Annotated in this window: 18 protein-coding genes; 13 read left to right on the plus strand and 5 right to left on the minus strand. The window is 32.2% G+C overall.

Going from position 1 to position 14307, the window contains the following annotated elements; genetic code table 11:
• Nucleotides 1-275: 275 nt before the first annotated feature.
• Nucleotides 276-1262 carry an FUSC family protein gene (locus MUA37_RS04650; protein WP_135024393.1) on the minus strand — a complete coding sequence of 329 codons (987 nt, stop codon included), beginning with the start codon at nt 1260-1262 and terminating at the stop codon, nt 276-278.
• Between the two features lie 165 nt (nt 1263-1427).
• Between MUA37_RS04650 and map the strand changes: the two genes are divergently transcribed.
• The 5 genes from map to vraR all read left to right on the plus strand — a co-directional run bounded on the left by map (nt 1428) and on the right by vraR (nt 5046).
• Nucleotides 1428-2180 (plus strand): type I methionyl aminopeptidase, encoded by a 753-nt coding sequence (gene map, locus MUA37_RS04655; protein ID WP_262624861.1) that lies wholly within the window; start codon nt 1428-1430, stop codon nt 2178-2180.
• Between the two features lie 102 nt (nt 2181-2282).
• Nucleotides 2283-2669, plus strand: coding sequence for a hypothetical protein (locus tag MUA37_RS04660; RefSeq protein WP_002509178.1), 387 nt, complete (start codon nt 2283-2285; stop codon nt 2667-2669).
• A 16-nt stretch (nt 2670-2685) separates the two neighbouring features.
• Nucleotides 2686-3387 (plus strand): cell wall-active antibiotics response protein VraT, encoded by a 702-nt coding sequence (gene vraT, locus MUA37_RS04665; RefSeq protein WP_002509179.1) that lies wholly within the window; start codon nt 2686-2688, stop codon nt 3385-3387.
• On the plus strand, nt 3384-4427 hold the full coding sequence (gene vraS / locus MUA37_RS04670; protein WP_002509180.1) for a sensor histidine kinase VraS: 1044 nt from the start codon (nt 3384-3386) through the stop codon (nt 4425-4427). Before vraT ends, vraS begins: the two co-directional genes overlap by 4 nt.
• Nucleotides 4417-5046 carry a response regulator transcription factor VraR gene (gene vraR / locus MUA37_RS04675; protein WP_002509181.1) on the plus strand — a complete coding sequence of 210 codons (630 nt, stop codon included), beginning with the start codon at nt 4417-4419 and terminating at the stop codon, nt 5044-5046. The genes vraS and vraR overlap by 11 nt, the downstream gene beginning before the upstream one ends.
• 60 nt (nt 5047-5106) lie before the next feature.
• Here vraR and MUA37_RS04680 read toward each other — a convergent pair whose 3' ends face one another.
• The 3 genes from MUA37_RS04680 to MUA37_RS04690 form a co-directional block, all read right to left on the minus strand.
• Complete coding sequence (locus tag MUA37_RS04680) at nt 5107-6186, minus strand: YihY/virulence factor BrkB family protein (protein WP_142019533.1); 1080 nt, start codon at nt 6184-6186, stop codon at nt 5107-5109.
• Nucleotides 6187-6465: 279 nt separating this feature from the next.
• The gene (locus tag MUA37_RS04685) at nt 6466-6750 is read right to left on the minus strand and encodes a hypothetical protein (RefSeq protein WP_002509183.1); all 285 of its coding nucleotides are present in this window, start codon (nt 6748-6750) and stop codon (nt 6466-6468) included.
• A gap of 6 nt (nt 6751-6756) precedes the next feature.
• Nucleotides 6757-7221, minus strand: a complete 465-nt coding sequence (locus tag MUA37_RS04690; protein ID WP_002509184.1) for a low molecular weight protein-tyrosine-phosphatase — start codon at nt 7219-7221, stop codon at nt 6757-6759.
• 135 nt (nt 7222-7356) lie between these two features.
• Between MUA37_RS04690 and MUA37_RS04695 the strand changes: the two genes are divergently transcribed.
• From MUA37_RS04695 to MUA37_RS04705, 3 genes are read left to right on the plus strand one after another with little or no spacing between them, the layout of a single operon-like run.
• Nucleotides 7357-7560, plus strand: coding sequence for a DUF1128 family protein (locus tag MUA37_RS04695; RefSeq protein ID WP_142019535.1), 204 nt, complete (start codon nt 7357-7359; stop codon nt 7558-7560).
• Nucleotides 7561-7571: 11 nt separating this feature from the next.
• A complete protein-coding gene (locus MUA37_RS04700) occupies nt 7572-8810 on the plus strand; it encodes an aminopeptidase (protein WP_112369296.1) in 1239 nt (412 codons plus the stop codon).
• Nucleotides 8811-8849: 39 nt separating this feature from the next.
• The gene (locus MUA37_RS04705) at nt 8850-9371 is read left to right on the plus strand and encodes an acyl-CoA thioesterase (RefSeq protein ID WP_002509187.1); all 522 of its coding nucleotides are present in this window, start codon (nt 8850-8852) and stop codon (nt 9369-9371) included.
• 73 nt (nt 9372-9444) lie between these two features.
• Here MUA37_RS04705 and yfkAB read toward each other — a convergent pair whose 3' ends face one another.
• The gene (yfkAB, locus tag MUA37_RS04710) at nt 9445-10590 is read right to left on the minus strand and encodes a radical SAM/CxCxxxxC motif protein YfkAB (protein WP_002509188.1); all 1146 of its coding nucleotides are present in this window, start codon (nt 10588-10590) and stop codon (nt 9445-9447) included.
• Between the two features lie 184 nt (nt 10591-10774).
• Here yfkAB and MUA37_RS04715 point away from each other — a divergent pair, with 184 nt between their 5' ends.
• The 5 genes from MUA37_RS04715 (at nt 10775) to MUA37_RS04735 (ending at nt 14297) form a co-directional block, all read left to right on the plus strand.
• Entirely contained in the window at nt 10775-10936 is a 162-nt protein-coding gene (locus tag MUA37_RS04715; protein ID WP_002509189.1) for an SE1561 family protein, read from the plus strand.
• Between the two features lie 82 nt (nt 10937-11018).
• Nucleotides 11019-11534 (plus strand): type 1 glutamine amidotransferase domain-containing protein, encoded by a 516-nt coding sequence (locus MUA37_RS04720; RefSeq protein ID WP_262624862.1) that lies wholly within the window; start codon nt 11019-11021, stop codon nt 11532-11534.
• A gap of 632 nt (nt 11535-12166) precedes the next feature.
• A complete protein-coding gene (gene sgtB, locus MUA37_RS04725) occupies nt 12167-12973 on the plus strand; it encodes a monofunctional peptidoglycan glycosyltransferase SgtB (protein WP_002509974.1) in 807 nt (268 codons plus the stop codon).
• A gap of 213 nt (nt 12974-13186) precedes the next feature.
• Nucleotides 13187-14005, plus strand: a complete 819-nt coding sequence (gene recX, locus MUA37_RS04730; RefSeq protein ID WP_002509975.1) for a recombination regulator RecX — start codon at nt 13187-13189, stop codon at nt 14003-14005.
• Nucleotides 13983-14297 (plus strand): YfhH family protein, encoded by a 315-nt coding sequence (locus tag MUA37_RS04735; protein WP_002509976.1) that lies wholly within the window; start codon nt 13983-13985, stop codon nt 14295-14297. The genes recX and MUA37_RS04735 overlap by 23 nt, the downstream gene beginning before the upstream one ends.
• Nucleotides 14298-14307: the final 10 nt, after the last annotated feature.

The following is a 14307-nucleotide window of genomic DNA, read 5'->3' on the forward strand; positions in this document are numbered from 1 at the left end:
GGGCGATGCAAAAGAACAGTATAGTTTGCTCGATGGACGATATATGGATTCCAAAGTTTTCATAAATAACACACTAATTTGTCCTGCCATGAACCTTAAAAAATTAGCAATGTAGTTAGTAAAATAAATGATGAACGCCTGATAGACACTACTTTTATGAAAAAACTATATAGATAAAATAAACAAATACCCCCTTTGCAAATTAATGTGAAGGAGGTGTTTATGTTTTGAAAGTCTAAGTAAGCATACTTAGTGGTTTTTCATATGTATTATGATTACGCATAGCGTTCATCTAAAATACGATAAATCAATAAAATTTCGTAAATGATGTGACTTTTAAGTTGATGTTCATCGAATTCATCCAGTCCTTTAACTGAATTTTTTAATATAGAAGCACTTTGCTTTTCTCTTTTGAAATGACCTGTTGCTATTATTTGGTTAATACTATTTGCAATGGATAAGATTGCGTATTTTTCTTCAATATCAAAGCCAATTGCTGTGCGTTTAGGTAGATATATAATGTTCGATAAATGAGAAATAAAAAGGCGATCTGTTTGTGCTAAAGTTTGAAGTTTTTTTAATTTTATCCATTCTTGCTTATCGTTTTTATGATATGCTAATTCATCGTTTTGATAATTAATTAAAGTTTCTATTTTTTTGCTCGCATCTAATAATTGGTTAAGTTGTTGGTTTGACTGTTCGGATTTAAATTGACTGAGTAATAATTGTTGCATGCGATTACTATATAAACTGTACATTTTAGACTCAGTCTCTTTAATTAGTTGATCAAGTTGATTATAATATTTTGGGGGCAAGATAATAAAATTGACTAATGCCGCAGTACTTAAACCAATAAAGGCAGTTAGTAATCTAGAAAAGAAATTAAAAATATATGCGTCATGTATACCAGGTATCATTGCAACTGCTGTCAAAGTAGCAACAGTAGTACCTGCATGTAAATTTAAGCGGGTACAAATTAAAATGGTAAACATAGTACTTAACGCATAGGATAATGGAGATTGATCACCGAATAGGTAAGTAAATATAACAGCTAAAAGTGCACCAATAACAGTGGCAGGTAGTCTTTTGTATCCTTTTTTTATTGACGCTTTTGCAGTAGGTTCAATTGTTACGACTGCTGTCAATATAGCAAAAATAGGATTTAAATTTAGCAGCATACAGAAGAGCGCTGTTAAGAATGTTGCTAGTCCTGTTTTAAGTGTACGTGCACCAATAATATTTTTATACCATTTATCGTTCATAGTTCAAAACTCCTAATCGTAATAACCAGATGTGTAAAACTGTTTATGTAATTTGAAAAGTTAAAATGTTAAACTAGTATGTATTCTAATACTGTAAGTTATTATATCAAAATTTTTCTGCTATAATAATAAGTAATATAATTTTATAAAAAGGATCGGGATAAAATGATTGTAAAAACAAATGAAGAATTACAAGCCTTGAAAGATATTGGGTATATTTGTGCTTTAATAAGAGATAAAATGCAAGAAGCAACAGTACCTGGTATTACAACAAAAGAATTAGATGATATCGCAAAAGAATTATTTGAACAACATGGAGCATTATCTGCACCTATACATGACGAAAACTTTCCAGGACAAACATGCATTAGCGTAAATGAAGAAGTCGCACATGGTATTCCTGGCAAACGTGTCATTCGTGAAGGAGACTTAGTAAATATTGATGTTTCAGCTTTAAAAAATGGTTACTATGCAGATACAGGTATTTCATTTGTAGTAGGTGAAGCAGACAATCCAATGAAACAAAAAGTATGTGATGTGGCATTAGAAGCATTCGATGCGGCTATGACGAAAGTTAAACCTGGAACAAAATTAAGTCAAATAGGTAAGGCAGTACATGCTACAGCACGTAAAAATGATGTTACAGTTATTAAAAATTTAACTGGTCATGGCGTAGGGCAATCATTACATGAAGCACCAAGTCACGTGATGAATTACTATGATCCAAAAGATAAAACATTATTAAAAGAAGGCACAGTTATTGCTGTTGAACCATTCATTTCATCTAATGCAACATTTGTTACAGAAGGCAAAAATGAATGGGCATTTGAAACAAAAAATAAAAGTTATGTTGCCCAAATAGAACATACTGTAATTGTCACGAAGGATGGCCCATTATTAACAACTAAAATTGATTAATAATGTTCGGTCTAAAGTCTTAATGTAATATGGTTCCGGAGCCTATAGGATTGGTTCCGGTAATTTTTTATAATGAAATCTAATCAATGATGAGGTGGTTTCATGAATTATATTACAACTTATTTAAATCGTGTGTGTCAACAAACAATGGAAGTTAGTTTAAACACATACCGTGAACATTTAGATCAAAAACTTAAAAGTATCGAACGCTATATTAACTATTTAGTGCAAAAAAGGGACTACATAGGTAAGATGATTGACAGTCTCGCATTAAGATTAGAAAATAAATATATCGATATGATTGAAGAAGAATATATTGACTGTGCAGAAGAAATTGAACATGATGATATTGAAGCAATAAAACAAAAGTTAAATGTAATGGAAGCTGACTATGCACGTATTGAGACAGATTTATCACTACAAGCAAAAGAAAAAATCAACACAGAAACAGAATGTGATTTAATCGAACGCATAAGTTTAGTCGCTTAAAGAAAGGTGGCGAACCATGACACATAAGTATATATCGACAGAGATGTTGATTATCTTTACAGCATTGATGATTATAGCCAATTTTTACTATATCTTTTTTGAGAAAATTGGCTTTTTATTAGTGTTGTTATTAGGATGTATCTTAGTTTATGTAGGCTATGTATATTTCCATAAGATAAGAGGGTTGTTATCTTTTTGGATAGGTGTGTTATTAATTGCTTTTACATTGCTATCAAATAAATATACGATCATTATTTTATTTATCTTTTTAGTAGCTTTGATTGTAAAGTATCTTATTTACAAATTCAAACCTTTAAAAGTTGTTGCAGCTGAATCTGAAGTGGACAATCCAGAATTTATAAAACAAAAATGGTTTGGTGAACAACGTACACCTGTGTATGTATACAAATGGGAAGATTTACAAATACAACATGGTATTGGCGATATACACATTGATATGACAAAAGCAGCCAACATTAAAGAAAATAATACTATTGTAGTAAGACAACTCATTGGTCGCATTCAAATTATCGTACCACTTAATTACAATTTGAATTTCCATTTTAGTGCTTTGTATGGCAATGCTTATCTCAATGATAAATCATATAAAATTGAAAATAATAACATTAAAATTAATGAAGAAACCAAAGAAGAAAATTACAATGTAAATATATACGTATCTAGTTTAATAGGAGATGTTGAGGTGATTTATAGATGAATCACTACATTAGAGCAATAGGCTCTATGCTAATATTAGTATATAGTACATTAATTGCTTTTTTCTTTATAGATAAAATATTTGTAAATATTATGTATTTTCAAGGTATGTTTTATACCCAAATATTTGGTATTCCAGTATTTTTATTTTTAAATTTGCTCATAATTTTATTATGTATCATTGTAGGATCGGTTTTAGCTTATAAAATAAACCAGCAAAACCATTGGCTACAAACACAAATTGAACGTTCAATTGAAGGAGAAACAGTAGGGATTAATGACCAAGATATAGAACTTTATAATGAAACTATAGAGCTCTATCAAACGTTAGTTCCACTCAATCAAGAAGTACATAAACTGCGAATGAAGACCCAAAATTTAACAAATGAATCTTATAATTTAAACGATGTCAAAGTTAAAAAAATAATCGAAGATGAACGACAAAGATTGGCTAGGGAATTACATGATTCAGTGAGTCAGCAACTTTTTGCAGCTAGCATGATGTTATCAGCTATCAAAGAATCCCAATTAACACCACCGTTAGATCAACAAATCCCTACATTAGAAAAAATGGTACAAGATTCTCAACTAGAAATGAGAGCATTATTACTACATTTAAGACCAATTGGTTTAAAAGATAAGTCTCTCGGCGAAGGTATTAAAGATTTAGTTGTCGATTTACAGAAAAAAGTACCAATGAAGGTCATACATGATATTGAAGATTTTACTGTACCTAAAGGTATTGAAGATCATTTGTTTCGTATTACGCAAGAAGCGATATCCAATACATTACGTCATTCCAACGGTACAAAAGTAACAATTGAATTATTTAATCAAGAAGCATATTTATTATTACGTATTCAAGATAACGGTATTGGTTTTAACGTAGATGATAAAGCTGAACAAAGTTATGGATTGAAAAATATGCGGGAGCGTGCATTAGAAATAGGTGCCACATTCCATATTGTATCGCTGCCTGATTCAGGTACTAGAATAGAAGTGAAAGCACCATTAGATAAGGAGGATATAGATGCCAATTAAAGTATTATTTGTAGATGACCATGAAATGGTTCGTATTGGAATTTCTAGTTATTTATCAACACAACAAGATATAGAAGTAGTAGGCGAAGGTAAGTCAGGTAATGAAGCAATTGAATTAGCACATAAGTTACAACCCGATTTAATATTAATGGATTTAGTTATGGATGATATGGATGGGGTAGATGCAACTGCGCAAGTAAAAAAAGACTTACCGCAAATTAAAGTAGTTATGTTAACAAGTTATATAGAAGATAATGAAGTATATCGTGCGTTAGATTCAGGTGTAGATAGCTATATTTTAAAAACTACAAGTGCAAGTGATATTGCCGAAGCGGTGCGTAAGACATATCATGGTGAGGCTGTGTTTGAAGCAGAAGTATTAGTGAAAATGCGTAATCGTATGAAACAACGTGCTGAGCTTTATGAGATGTTGACAGAGCGAGAGATGGAAATATTATTGTTAATTGCTAAAGGTTATTCTAACCAAGAAATTGCTAGCGCATCACACATTACTATTAAAACAGTTAAAACACACGTAAGTAATATATTAAGTAAATTAGAAGTACAAGACCGTACACAAGCAGTAATCTATGCATTCCAACATAATTTAATTCAATAAAAAAGCAAGTCACCGGCATTTTAGATAAATGCGAGGTGACTTGCTTTTTTATTATATAGCTTAAGAAAAATTAGCTTCGTCATCTTTATTTTGTTCAATAGCTTGCATTGTGCGTTCTTCAGGTGTTGGTCCTGAGATAATTTTACGTTGGTGAATAATTGCATTAATTTCAGCGCCGATAATAATAATAAAACCAGTAATATATAACCAAAGCATTAAAATGATAATCCCTGCAATACTACCGTATGTTTTAGAATAATTCGAGAAATTAGAAACGTAATAGCCGAATAAAAATGACCCTACTATAAAGACAATCGTCGCAAATACAGCTCCTGGAATAACAGAAGATATTTTAATTTTGACATTAGGGGCTAATGTATATAGCACCATAAATGCCAATAAGACGATAATAAATGGTAACACAATACGAACAATACTAAAGAGCCAACTGATTTGTTCTCCTAGACCTAGAGGTCCAAATAATAATGAACCAATTTGTTCGCCAAATGCTGGTAAAATCATGGCAATTGGTAAAATAATAATCATGGCTAATGTGAAAACGACGCTTAATAATTTAGCAACGACAAAATTACGACTATCTTCAACATCATAGGCAACATTAAATGAATTCATTAATGCTGTCATACCGTTAGATGCAGACCACAGAGATAAAATTAAACCAACAGATAGTAAGCCGCCACTGGCATTATCCATTATGTCTGATATTAAATGAGATACTTGTTCAGCATAGTCGGGTGGCATGTTTTGGCTTATCATATTTTGAATTGTTTCTTGCTTTACGCCAACTACAGGTACGATTGTTAATAGAAAGATTAACATTGGGAAAAGAGAAAGCATAAAGTAATATGATAATTGTGCCGCTAAACCAGATGCATCGTCTTTACCAATTCGATAAACTAAATACGACAAAAAGTTCGAATCTTTTGTATATTTGGCTGGCTTATTTATACGTGAGACAAAGAATGCTTGGTTGTCTTTTTTAGTATCTTTGGAGTGAAATTCATTAGGTGTAACGTATGTACGATCAGTTTCAACCTTGTTAGACTTGTTATTTTTATTATGTTCCTTATTTTTAATAGAATTTAAAAATTTAGAAGTTGTAGGTTTGTTCTTTGACATATCTGATCTCCTTAACTTTTTAATGACTACTAATAATATACTGTATAAATTAAAATAGGTAAATACATTATTATGATATTAAAAAATAATTGTTAACCATATAAAATTTTAAGACAATGTAAATAATAACAGTGCGATAATTGTTTAGTAAAAGGCTGGGACATTATAAATGTTCCAGCCTTAATGAATGTATTGAATATAAATTCTATGCTCAAGATTAAAGCACGAGCTTGTTAAATACGTGATCAAGTCATTGCATAGCTCATGCTATAGAGAAACTTAACCATTAAGACGGTTATTTTTCTTTTCTACAAATGTATCTTTAGCATCTTTTAAAGATTTTTCTAATTCAGGATTATTACGTCTGATTTCTTCAATCGCATCTTTCCAATATAGAACTTCATCTTTAATATTGCTAATTGCAGATGGTTTGCTTTGACGGTTACCATTTTTAGCATCTTGAATAGATTGTTTTAATGATTCACGTGTTGATTTGTCAGCTAAAGTAGCTGCACCGCCAATAACTGCACCTAATAATATACCTGGAACTAATTTATTTTTCATTGTGTGTTACCCCTCTCTTAAGTTAGCGTCTTTTACAATATAATCAATTAAGTTATCACAAGCTGATTGCACCATTTCAAAAACACCTTCAAAGTTATTAGTGTAATAAGGATCTGGTACATCACTTTCTTCCATACTACTAAATTCTAGTAATTTGAACAACTTTCCTTTGATAGATGGATTAATTTTTTTAATATTTTCGACATTACTTTGGTCCATCGCTATAATATAGTCGAAATCATCATTCGGTTCAAACAATTCACTAATCATTCCATCAGTTGGAATATTTTGACTTTGCAATATTTGTTGCGTACCTTCGTGTGGTGGTTGACCTAAATTCCATTTACCCGTTCCACGAGATTTTACACGTATCCCCGTGATGTTTCTATCTTGTAAGCGTTGCTTCATAATACCTTCTGCCATCGGAGAACGGCAAATATTGCCTAAACAGACAAATGCAACTGTTACCATAACTGATTACCTCCATATTAATTACTACATACACTTATTTTACCGGTTTTTGATGTATTTCTAAAGGTGAATCGTCATAAAAATTTTACATGATTGCATTATTTGATAAAATAAATTGATAAAGAGGTGATATAAATGACTAATAAAAATGAACAAATGATAATAGAAATTAGAGAGCGTCTAAATTTAGTTAATCAAAGCGTCATTGACCCAGCTAAATTTGAAGGTGCAGATGAAAAAGAAATACAGGAAATTCATAGTTATGTAACAACGAAATCTTCATTTACACCAAGTGAAGCGACTGCTATTGCGGATGCATTAGGCCAAATACGTAAATAAGGAGTGTTAGCATGTCTGACTTACAATATAAATTACAACAATACGCTCAACTATTAGTTGATGTAGGAATGAATGTACAACAAAATCAACCAGTATATATTCGCTCTAGTGTTGATGCATTAGAATTAACGCATTACATAGTTGAAGCAGCTTATAAAAGAGGTGCTTCAGATGTCAAAGTCGAATACAGTGATGATCGTTTGACACGTTTAAAATTTGAACATGAAACAACTGAACATTTTGAACATAATGAAGTTAAATCTTATGAAGTAGATAAAAGAATGGATTATGCACAACGTGGTGCTGCAAATTTAGCACTTATAACGCAAGATCCGGAATTATTAAATGGCATTGAAGCTGACAAATTAGCAACGTATCAAAAAGAATATAGTCTTGCCTATAAAGGATATATGGAAGCAAGCCAGAAAAATGAATTCCCGTGGTGTGTCGCTGCATACCCATCTAAAGCATGGGCTAAAAAAGTATATCCCGAATTGTCTGAAGAAGAGGCATACTATAAATTTATTGATGAAGTACTAGATATTGTCAGAGTTGATGGTAATGATCCTACTGAAAATTGGCAACAACACGTAGCTAATTTAAGTAAGCATGCTCAAAGATTACAAGATAAAAATTATTCTGCTTTAAGATATGAATCAGAAGGAACAGATTTAACTATCGGCTTGCCTACAGGTCATATTTGGGAGGATGCCACTAGTTACACAAGCAAGGGACAAGCATTTGTAGCTAATATACCAACTGAAGAAGTGTTCACAGCGCCACATCGTGAACGTGTAAATGGGTATGTTACTAATAAATTACCATTAAGTCACAATGGTAATATTATAGACGGCTTTAAGTTAACTTTTAAAGATGGAGAAGTTGTCGATGTTTCTGCAGAACAAGGTGAAGAGGCTCTAAAAACATTGTTATCTACTGATGATGGGGCTAAGCGTTTAGGTGAGGTAGCATTAGTACCGGATGATTCTCCTATTTCTAATCGTAATACAGTATTTTTCAATACGTTGTTTGATGAAAATGCTTCTTGTCATATAGCATTAGGTTCAGCATACGGTTTTAATATTGAAAATGGTACAGAAATGACTACCGAAGAAAAAGTTGCAAGTGGATTGAATGACTCACTTATTCATGTTGATTTTATGATTGGAAGTGACGATTTAACTATCTATGGCATCACACAAGATGGTACAGAAGAACTTGTTTTTGAACAAGGTAATTGGGCTAAGTAAGGATTATAGTTAATTCGAGTATGGGGAAGGGAAATGAATATGAAAAAAAGAACAAGTAAGCCAATGTCTGAAGCTAGAAGTGTAAAAGCTCGACAAGTATTTCCGCAGGACACTAACCATCATCATACGATGTTTGGTGGTATGTTGATGGCCAATATTGATGAAATTGCTGCGATTACTGCAATGAAACATGCGAATGCACAAGTTGTAACAGCATCAACGGATTCAGTAGACTTTTTAATGCCAATTAAAACAGGCGCAATATTATCTTATGAAGCAATGGTAAGTCACGCTGGTTCTACATCTATGGAAATATGTGTACAAATCATTGTTGAAGATTTAATAAAAGGTGAGCGCCAGTTAGGAGCATTAAGTTTTTTAACTTTTGTTGCTTTGGATGATGAAGGTAAGCCAACAACAATTCCAGAAGTGTACCCGGAAACACAAACAGAAAAATGGTTTTACGACTCTGCTAGTGTTCGTGTTAAAAGAAGAAAAGAGCGTAGAATTGAAAGTAAAGAAACAATTGAATTTTTAGAGAAAGTACAACATATAGAATAATGAGATAAGTTGAAATTTAAAGTAATAACAATATAAAAAGCCAATTCAAGCAATTGAATTGGCTTTTTTATAGTTAATTATATAATTGATGCATGTGCTTTTCATTTTCTTTAAAATTCGCAGTTGGATAATACATATTTTTAACTAAAACATTAGGTCCTAAACATTTAAATGCAGGACAATGACAATTTAAACTTTGAGCTAATGGAGAATTTAACCATTTTTCGAAGACAGTAGGCAATTTATCATGTTTGATGTTAGATATTGTACCTGTCTCATCACCAAAATCCGTTACAATCACATTTCCAGTAAAAACATTTACGTTTAATCGATTACGACCATCTGGATCATTACGCATAGTAACATTTTTACTTTGGCGTAAACGCTCTAATAAAGCTTGGTCGTCATCATCATTAATACACGGATAAATAGGTAATGTACCAAATAACATCCAAATGTTGTCGTCGCGAATATCCAATAACTGATGTATGGCTTGTTTCATCTCTTGTAATGACAATACATTTAATTCACTGGCAAAATCCGCGGGATACATCGGATGGATTTCATGTCTACTACATTTCATATCTTTCACAATTTCGTTATGTATCTTTGTTAAATAGGGTAAAGTACTTTGATTTAACATTGTTTCTGCTGAAATAAACATGCCTTGATCCGACAATGTTTGAGCGTTATTGAGCATTTGGTCATAAAGTTTGAGCTTGGCTTTTAAAGGTGGTTGTTTTTCCATTGCTCCAAATCCTACAGTGGCAAATTCATCTAATGTACCCCAATTATGAGAGATATGCATCACGTCGATATATTCTGCAATGTCTAAATAACGATCTTGAGGTAGGGTGAGATTTGAATTCATTTGTACGTATATACCTCGATCATAGGCATATTTCAATAAAGGTTTAACTACTTGCTTGATAGATTTTTTTGAAAACATAGGTTCTCCACCAGTAATCGACATCGTTTTTAAATGTGGGATTTCATCTAAACGACGATAAATAATGTCCATAGGTAAGGGGTCAGGATCTTGCGTTTGTAGTGTATAACCAACAGCACAGTGACTACAACGCATATTACATAGGTTTGTAGTGGTAAACTCTATATTACTTAAAGTGAGTTGATTATGCATATCGATATCTGTATAGGCTTCCCAAGGGTCATTGTTTATGCTAATGGGCTGTTTAGTACGGATTTGGTGTATCGTCATTACTAATCCTTCTTTCCTTCATATTCATTTTATCTGTTCTATTGTAAACAAAATCCAATGCGACTGTATACCACATAACGTCAAAAAGTTGTAAAAATTAAACTGTAATATAATATATCGGCTATCATTATTAGTTCAGAACATGTTAATATGTAATTATCATATATAAAGGAGTTAACATTCAATGGATGAAAATCAAACTATGAATCAAATCAAAAATAGATTAGAGCAATTTATTGATGACATTGATCACGTAAATCCTAACGAAGTTAAAGTTGAAGATATAGATGAGTGGATTGGTTTATTAGATCAACTAGAAGAAAAAGTTAAATCAGTATCTAAGTAAAGAAGTAATACCGATAATGTTTAAAAATTGTCTTTTTTGGTTATATCATATTATATAACGGCAAAGAGAAAGGTGATTTTAAATGGCAAAAAAAGTAGCAATTATACTTGCAAATGAATTTGAAGATATTGAATTAACAAGTCCAAAAGAAGCAATCGAAGAAGCTGGCCATGAAACAGTGATAATTGGCGATGTTGCTAACCATGAAGTAGTAGGTAAACATGGCGAAAAAGTAACGATTGATGTAAGCATTGCTGATGCTAAACCTGAAGACTATGATGGTTTATTAATTCCTGGAGGATTTGCACCTGACCATTTAAGAGGTGACGAAGAAGGAAGATATGGCACATTTGCTAAATATTTCACGAAAAATGACGTGCCAGCATTTGCGATTTGCCATGGACCTCAAATACTCATAGATACTGATGATTTAAAAGGAAGAACGTTAACTGCAGTGTTAAATGTGAGAAAAGATCTTTCAAACGCTGGGGCACAAGTTGTAGATGAATCAGTAGTTGTAGATAACAATATCGTTACAAGTCGTACACCTAACGACTTAGATGACTTTAATAAAGCAATTGTTGAGCAATTAAAATAACAATCGTTAACAAAATTTAATTTAAATATTCATTATGGATTTAAGAGGCTAGGACAATATTGATACGTCCTAGTCTCTTTTCATATGGGCAGTAGCTGACTGCATTGAAAATGCGCTTCAAACCAAGCTTGTTTCAACGCTAGTCATCCTTGCCGGGGTGGGACGACGAAATCATTTTTCAAAATCAGATTTCTGTCCCACTCCATGTTTTATTCGAAATCTCTTTTCATATGGGCAGTAGCTGACTGCATTGAAAATGCGCTTTAAACCGAGCTTTTTTCAACGCTAGTCATCCTTGCCGGGGTGGGACGACGAAATCATTTTTCAAAATCAGATTTCTGTCCCACTCCATATTTTATTCGAAATCTCTTTTCATATGGGCAGTAGCTGACTGCATTGAAAATGCGCTTTAAACCGAGCTTTTTTCAACGCTAGTCATCCTTGCCGGGGTGGGACGACGAAATCATTTTTCAAAATCAGATTTCTGTCCCACTCCCTTTTGTTAACAATGCGTCTGATTGATGACTCGGTTATACACCCTTGGTCTGATTTTTCAAAGAATATGTAGATAATACTACAAAGTATTGGTAAACTCACATATAATAAGGTGAGTTTAGTAAAGGAGTCAGTGCATGAAAAGAAGCGAACGCGTTAAGAACAAGTCAAAAGATAAACCAGTTTCTAATATGCCTTACCATAACACATATTTTGAACCGATTAAAAAAAACAAGAAAAAGAAAAAAAGCAAAAGTTTAGTTACAACGATATTGCTTACACTAATTATTTTATTAGGGCTGTTTGTAGGGGCAATGTATATGTTGTCTTTGCGCGCAGATGTCGAAGATTTAACTGCAATTGAAGATAAATCTACTTATGTGCCAGTAGACAATATGCCTGATTATACAAAAGGAGCATTTGTGGCTCTTGAAGATGAACGCTTTTTCAAACATAGTGGATTTGATGTAAAAGGTACTTCTAGAGCATTGTTCACGACAATTAGTGATCGTAATGTGCAAGGCGGTAGTACGATTACACAGCAAGTAGTAAAAAATTATTACTATGATAATGAACAAACACTCACGAGGAAAATAAAAGAATTATTTGTAGCACATCGTGTTGAAAAACAATATAGTAAAGATGAAATTTTAAGCTTCTATGTTAATAACATTTACTTTGGTAGTAATCAATATACTATTGAAGGTGCAGCTAACCATTATTTCGGCACTACAACAGATGAAAATAACGTTAACTTGCCTCAAATATCAGTTTTGCAAAGTGCGATATTAGCTAGTAAAATTAATGCACCAAGTGTATATGACATAAATGATATGTCCGATAATTTCACCAATAGGGTGAAGGTAACCTTAGAAAAAATGAAGCAACAAGATTTTATTACAGATTCACAATATCAAGAGGCTATCCAACAATTAGGAGTATAAAGGAATATCTATGACAAACAACATTAAAAATATAGATATGACAATGTATCAAATAATCGAGTAGCTTTTGATTAAATTAACATAAACGATTTTGTATTTGAGCGGTATAGCAGTCAAATTGATAAAGATTTGATTACTGTGCCGCTTTTTTGATATCACTATAATTCCAAAAGCAAGATATATGCGTTATGCTAAGAAAGTGGAGTGAGAATAATGCCGAAAATTACGAAAATAGAAGTACAAAAGAAAAACAAAGAACGCTTTAATTTATTTTTAGACGATACTTTCGAAATGGGTATTGATATTAATACGTTGGTCTATTTTAATTTGAAAAAGGATGATGATGTTGATGCTGCTACGATGCAACAAATTCAACAATATGAGCAATACAGGCAAGGTGTTAATTTAGCAATTCAATATATTTCCTATCGTAAACGAACTGAAAAAGAAGTAAGTCAATATTTAATAAAGCAAGAAATTGCTGAAAGCGTCGTAGCGCAAGTTATAGCATATTGTTATGACGAACGCTTAATTGATCATGAAGATTATGCAGAGAGCTTAAAAAATACGATGATTCAAACAACTGATAAAGGTCCAGAAGTATATAAACAAAAATTATATCAGGCAGGCATTGAAACATCGATAATTGATAGCTATACAGATTTATATACGCAGCAACAACCTATAGAGAACATTGTCAAAACGGCTCAAAAGATTATTAACCAGAAAAAAGGACCTATCGTAAAACAGAAAGAGAAATTAACTCAATCGATGTTACAAAAAGGCTATACATTCGATACGATTTCAACAATATTGAATGAACTTGATTTTAACACAACTGAAGAAACGCTAGACAATTTATTGCAAGGTGAATTAGAGAAGGTCTATAATAAAAATCGAAGAAAATATGATGGTCAAAAAGTCATTATGAAAACTATAGAAGCTCTTATGAGAAAAGGCTATAAATATGATAAAATTAAAAGTAAACTAGAAGAGAGTGGTATCACAGATGGAACAGAAGAAATTGAGTGAAATGAGTGAACCTGAGTTACGTCATGAAATCCAAGGGTATAAAGAAAAGATGAGAAAAGCCGAAATGAACGGTATATACAATGAGTATGATGTTTACCAAAGTAAAGTGATTATAGCAGAAAGTTACTTAGTAGACAGAACTAAAATTGAACTCGGCAAAATATATAAATTAAACGATGGAAGCAACAATTATTTTAAAGTTGAACGTTTAAAAGGAGTCTTTGCGTGGGGCTTTAGAATCAATAGTAGCGAACCGGAAGAAGGATTACCTGTAGCATTATTAAAATTGTAGAAGGATGAAG

The organism is Staphylococcus arlettae (genome assembly GCF_025560845.1).
Taxonomy (GTDB): Bacteria; Bacillota; Bacilli; order Staphylococcales; family Staphylococcaceae; genus Staphylococcus; species Staphylococcus arlettae.

Excerpts from the sequence above, each read along its gene's own strand:
- MUA37_RS04715 (WP_002509189.1), top strand. The coding sequence starts at position 10,775 with ATGGATGAAAATCAAACTATGAATCAAATCAAAAATAGATTAGAGCAA.
- MUA37_RS04685 (WP_002509183.1), bottom strand. The coding sequence starts at position 6,750 with ATGAAAAATAAATTAGTTCCAGGTATATTATTAGGTGCAGTTATTGGC.
- MUA37_RS04695 (WP_142019535.1), top strand. The coding sequence starts at position 7,357 with ATGACTAATAAAAATGAACAAATGATAATAGAAATTAGAGAGCGTCTA.
- MUA37_RS04735 (WP_002509976.1), top strand. The coding sequence starts at position 13,983 with ATGGAACAGAAGAAATTGAGTGAAATGAGTGAACCTGAGTTACGTCAT.
- MUA37_RS04650 (WP_135024393.1), bottom strand. The coding sequence starts at position 1,262 with ATGAACGATAAATGGTATAAAAATATTATTGGTGCACGTACACTTAAA.
- vraR (WP_002509181.1), top strand. The coding sequence starts at position 4,417 with ATGCCAATTAAAGTATTATTTGTAGATGACCATGAAATGGTTCGTATT.
- MUA37_RS04705 (WP_002509187.1), top strand. The coding sequence starts at position 8,850 with ATGAAAAAAAGAACAAGTAAGCCAATGTCTGAAGCTAGAAGTGTAAAA.
- recX (WP_002509975.1), top strand. The coding sequence starts at position 13,187 with ATGCCGAAAATTACGAAAATAGAAGTACAAAAGAAAAACAAAGAACGC.
- MUA37_RS04680 (WP_142019533.1), bottom strand. The coding sequence starts at position 6,186 with ATGTCAAAGAACAAACCTACAACTTCTAAATTTTTAAATTCTATTAAA.
- vraS (WP_002509180.1), top strand. The coding sequence starts at position 3,384 with ATGAATCACTACATTAGAGCAATAGGCTCTATGCTAATATTAGTATAT.
- yfkAB (WP_002509188.1), bottom strand. The coding sequence starts at position 10,590 with ATGACGATACACCAAATCCGTACTAAACAGCCCATTAGCATAAACAAT.
- vraT (WP_002509179.1), top strand. The coding sequence starts at position 2,686 with ATGACACATAAGTATATATCGACAGAGATGTTGATTATCTTTACAGCA.
- MUA37_RS04700 (WP_112369296.1), top strand. The coding sequence starts at position 7,572 with ATGTCTGACTTACAATATAAATTACAACAATACGCTCAACTATTAGTT.
- MUA37_RS04660 (WP_002509178.1), top strand. The coding sequence starts at position 2,283 with ATGAATTATATTACAACTTATTTAAATCGTGTGTGTCAACAAACAATG.
- sgtB (WP_002509974.1), top strand. The coding sequence starts at position 12,167 with ATGAAAAGAAGCGAACGCGTTAAGAACAAGTCAAAAGATAAACCAGTT.
- MUA37_RS04720 (WP_262624862.1), top strand. The coding sequence starts at position 11,019 with ATGGCAAAAAAAGTAGCAATTATACTTGCAAATGAATTTGAAGATATT.
- MUA37_RS04690 (WP_002509184.1), bottom strand. The coding sequence starts at position 7,221 with ATGGTAACAGTTGCATTTGTCTGTTTAGGCAATATTTGCCGTTCTCCG.
- map (WP_262624861.1), top strand. The coding sequence starts at position 1,428 with ATGATTGTAAAAACAAATGAAGAATTACAAGCCTTGAAAGATATTGGG.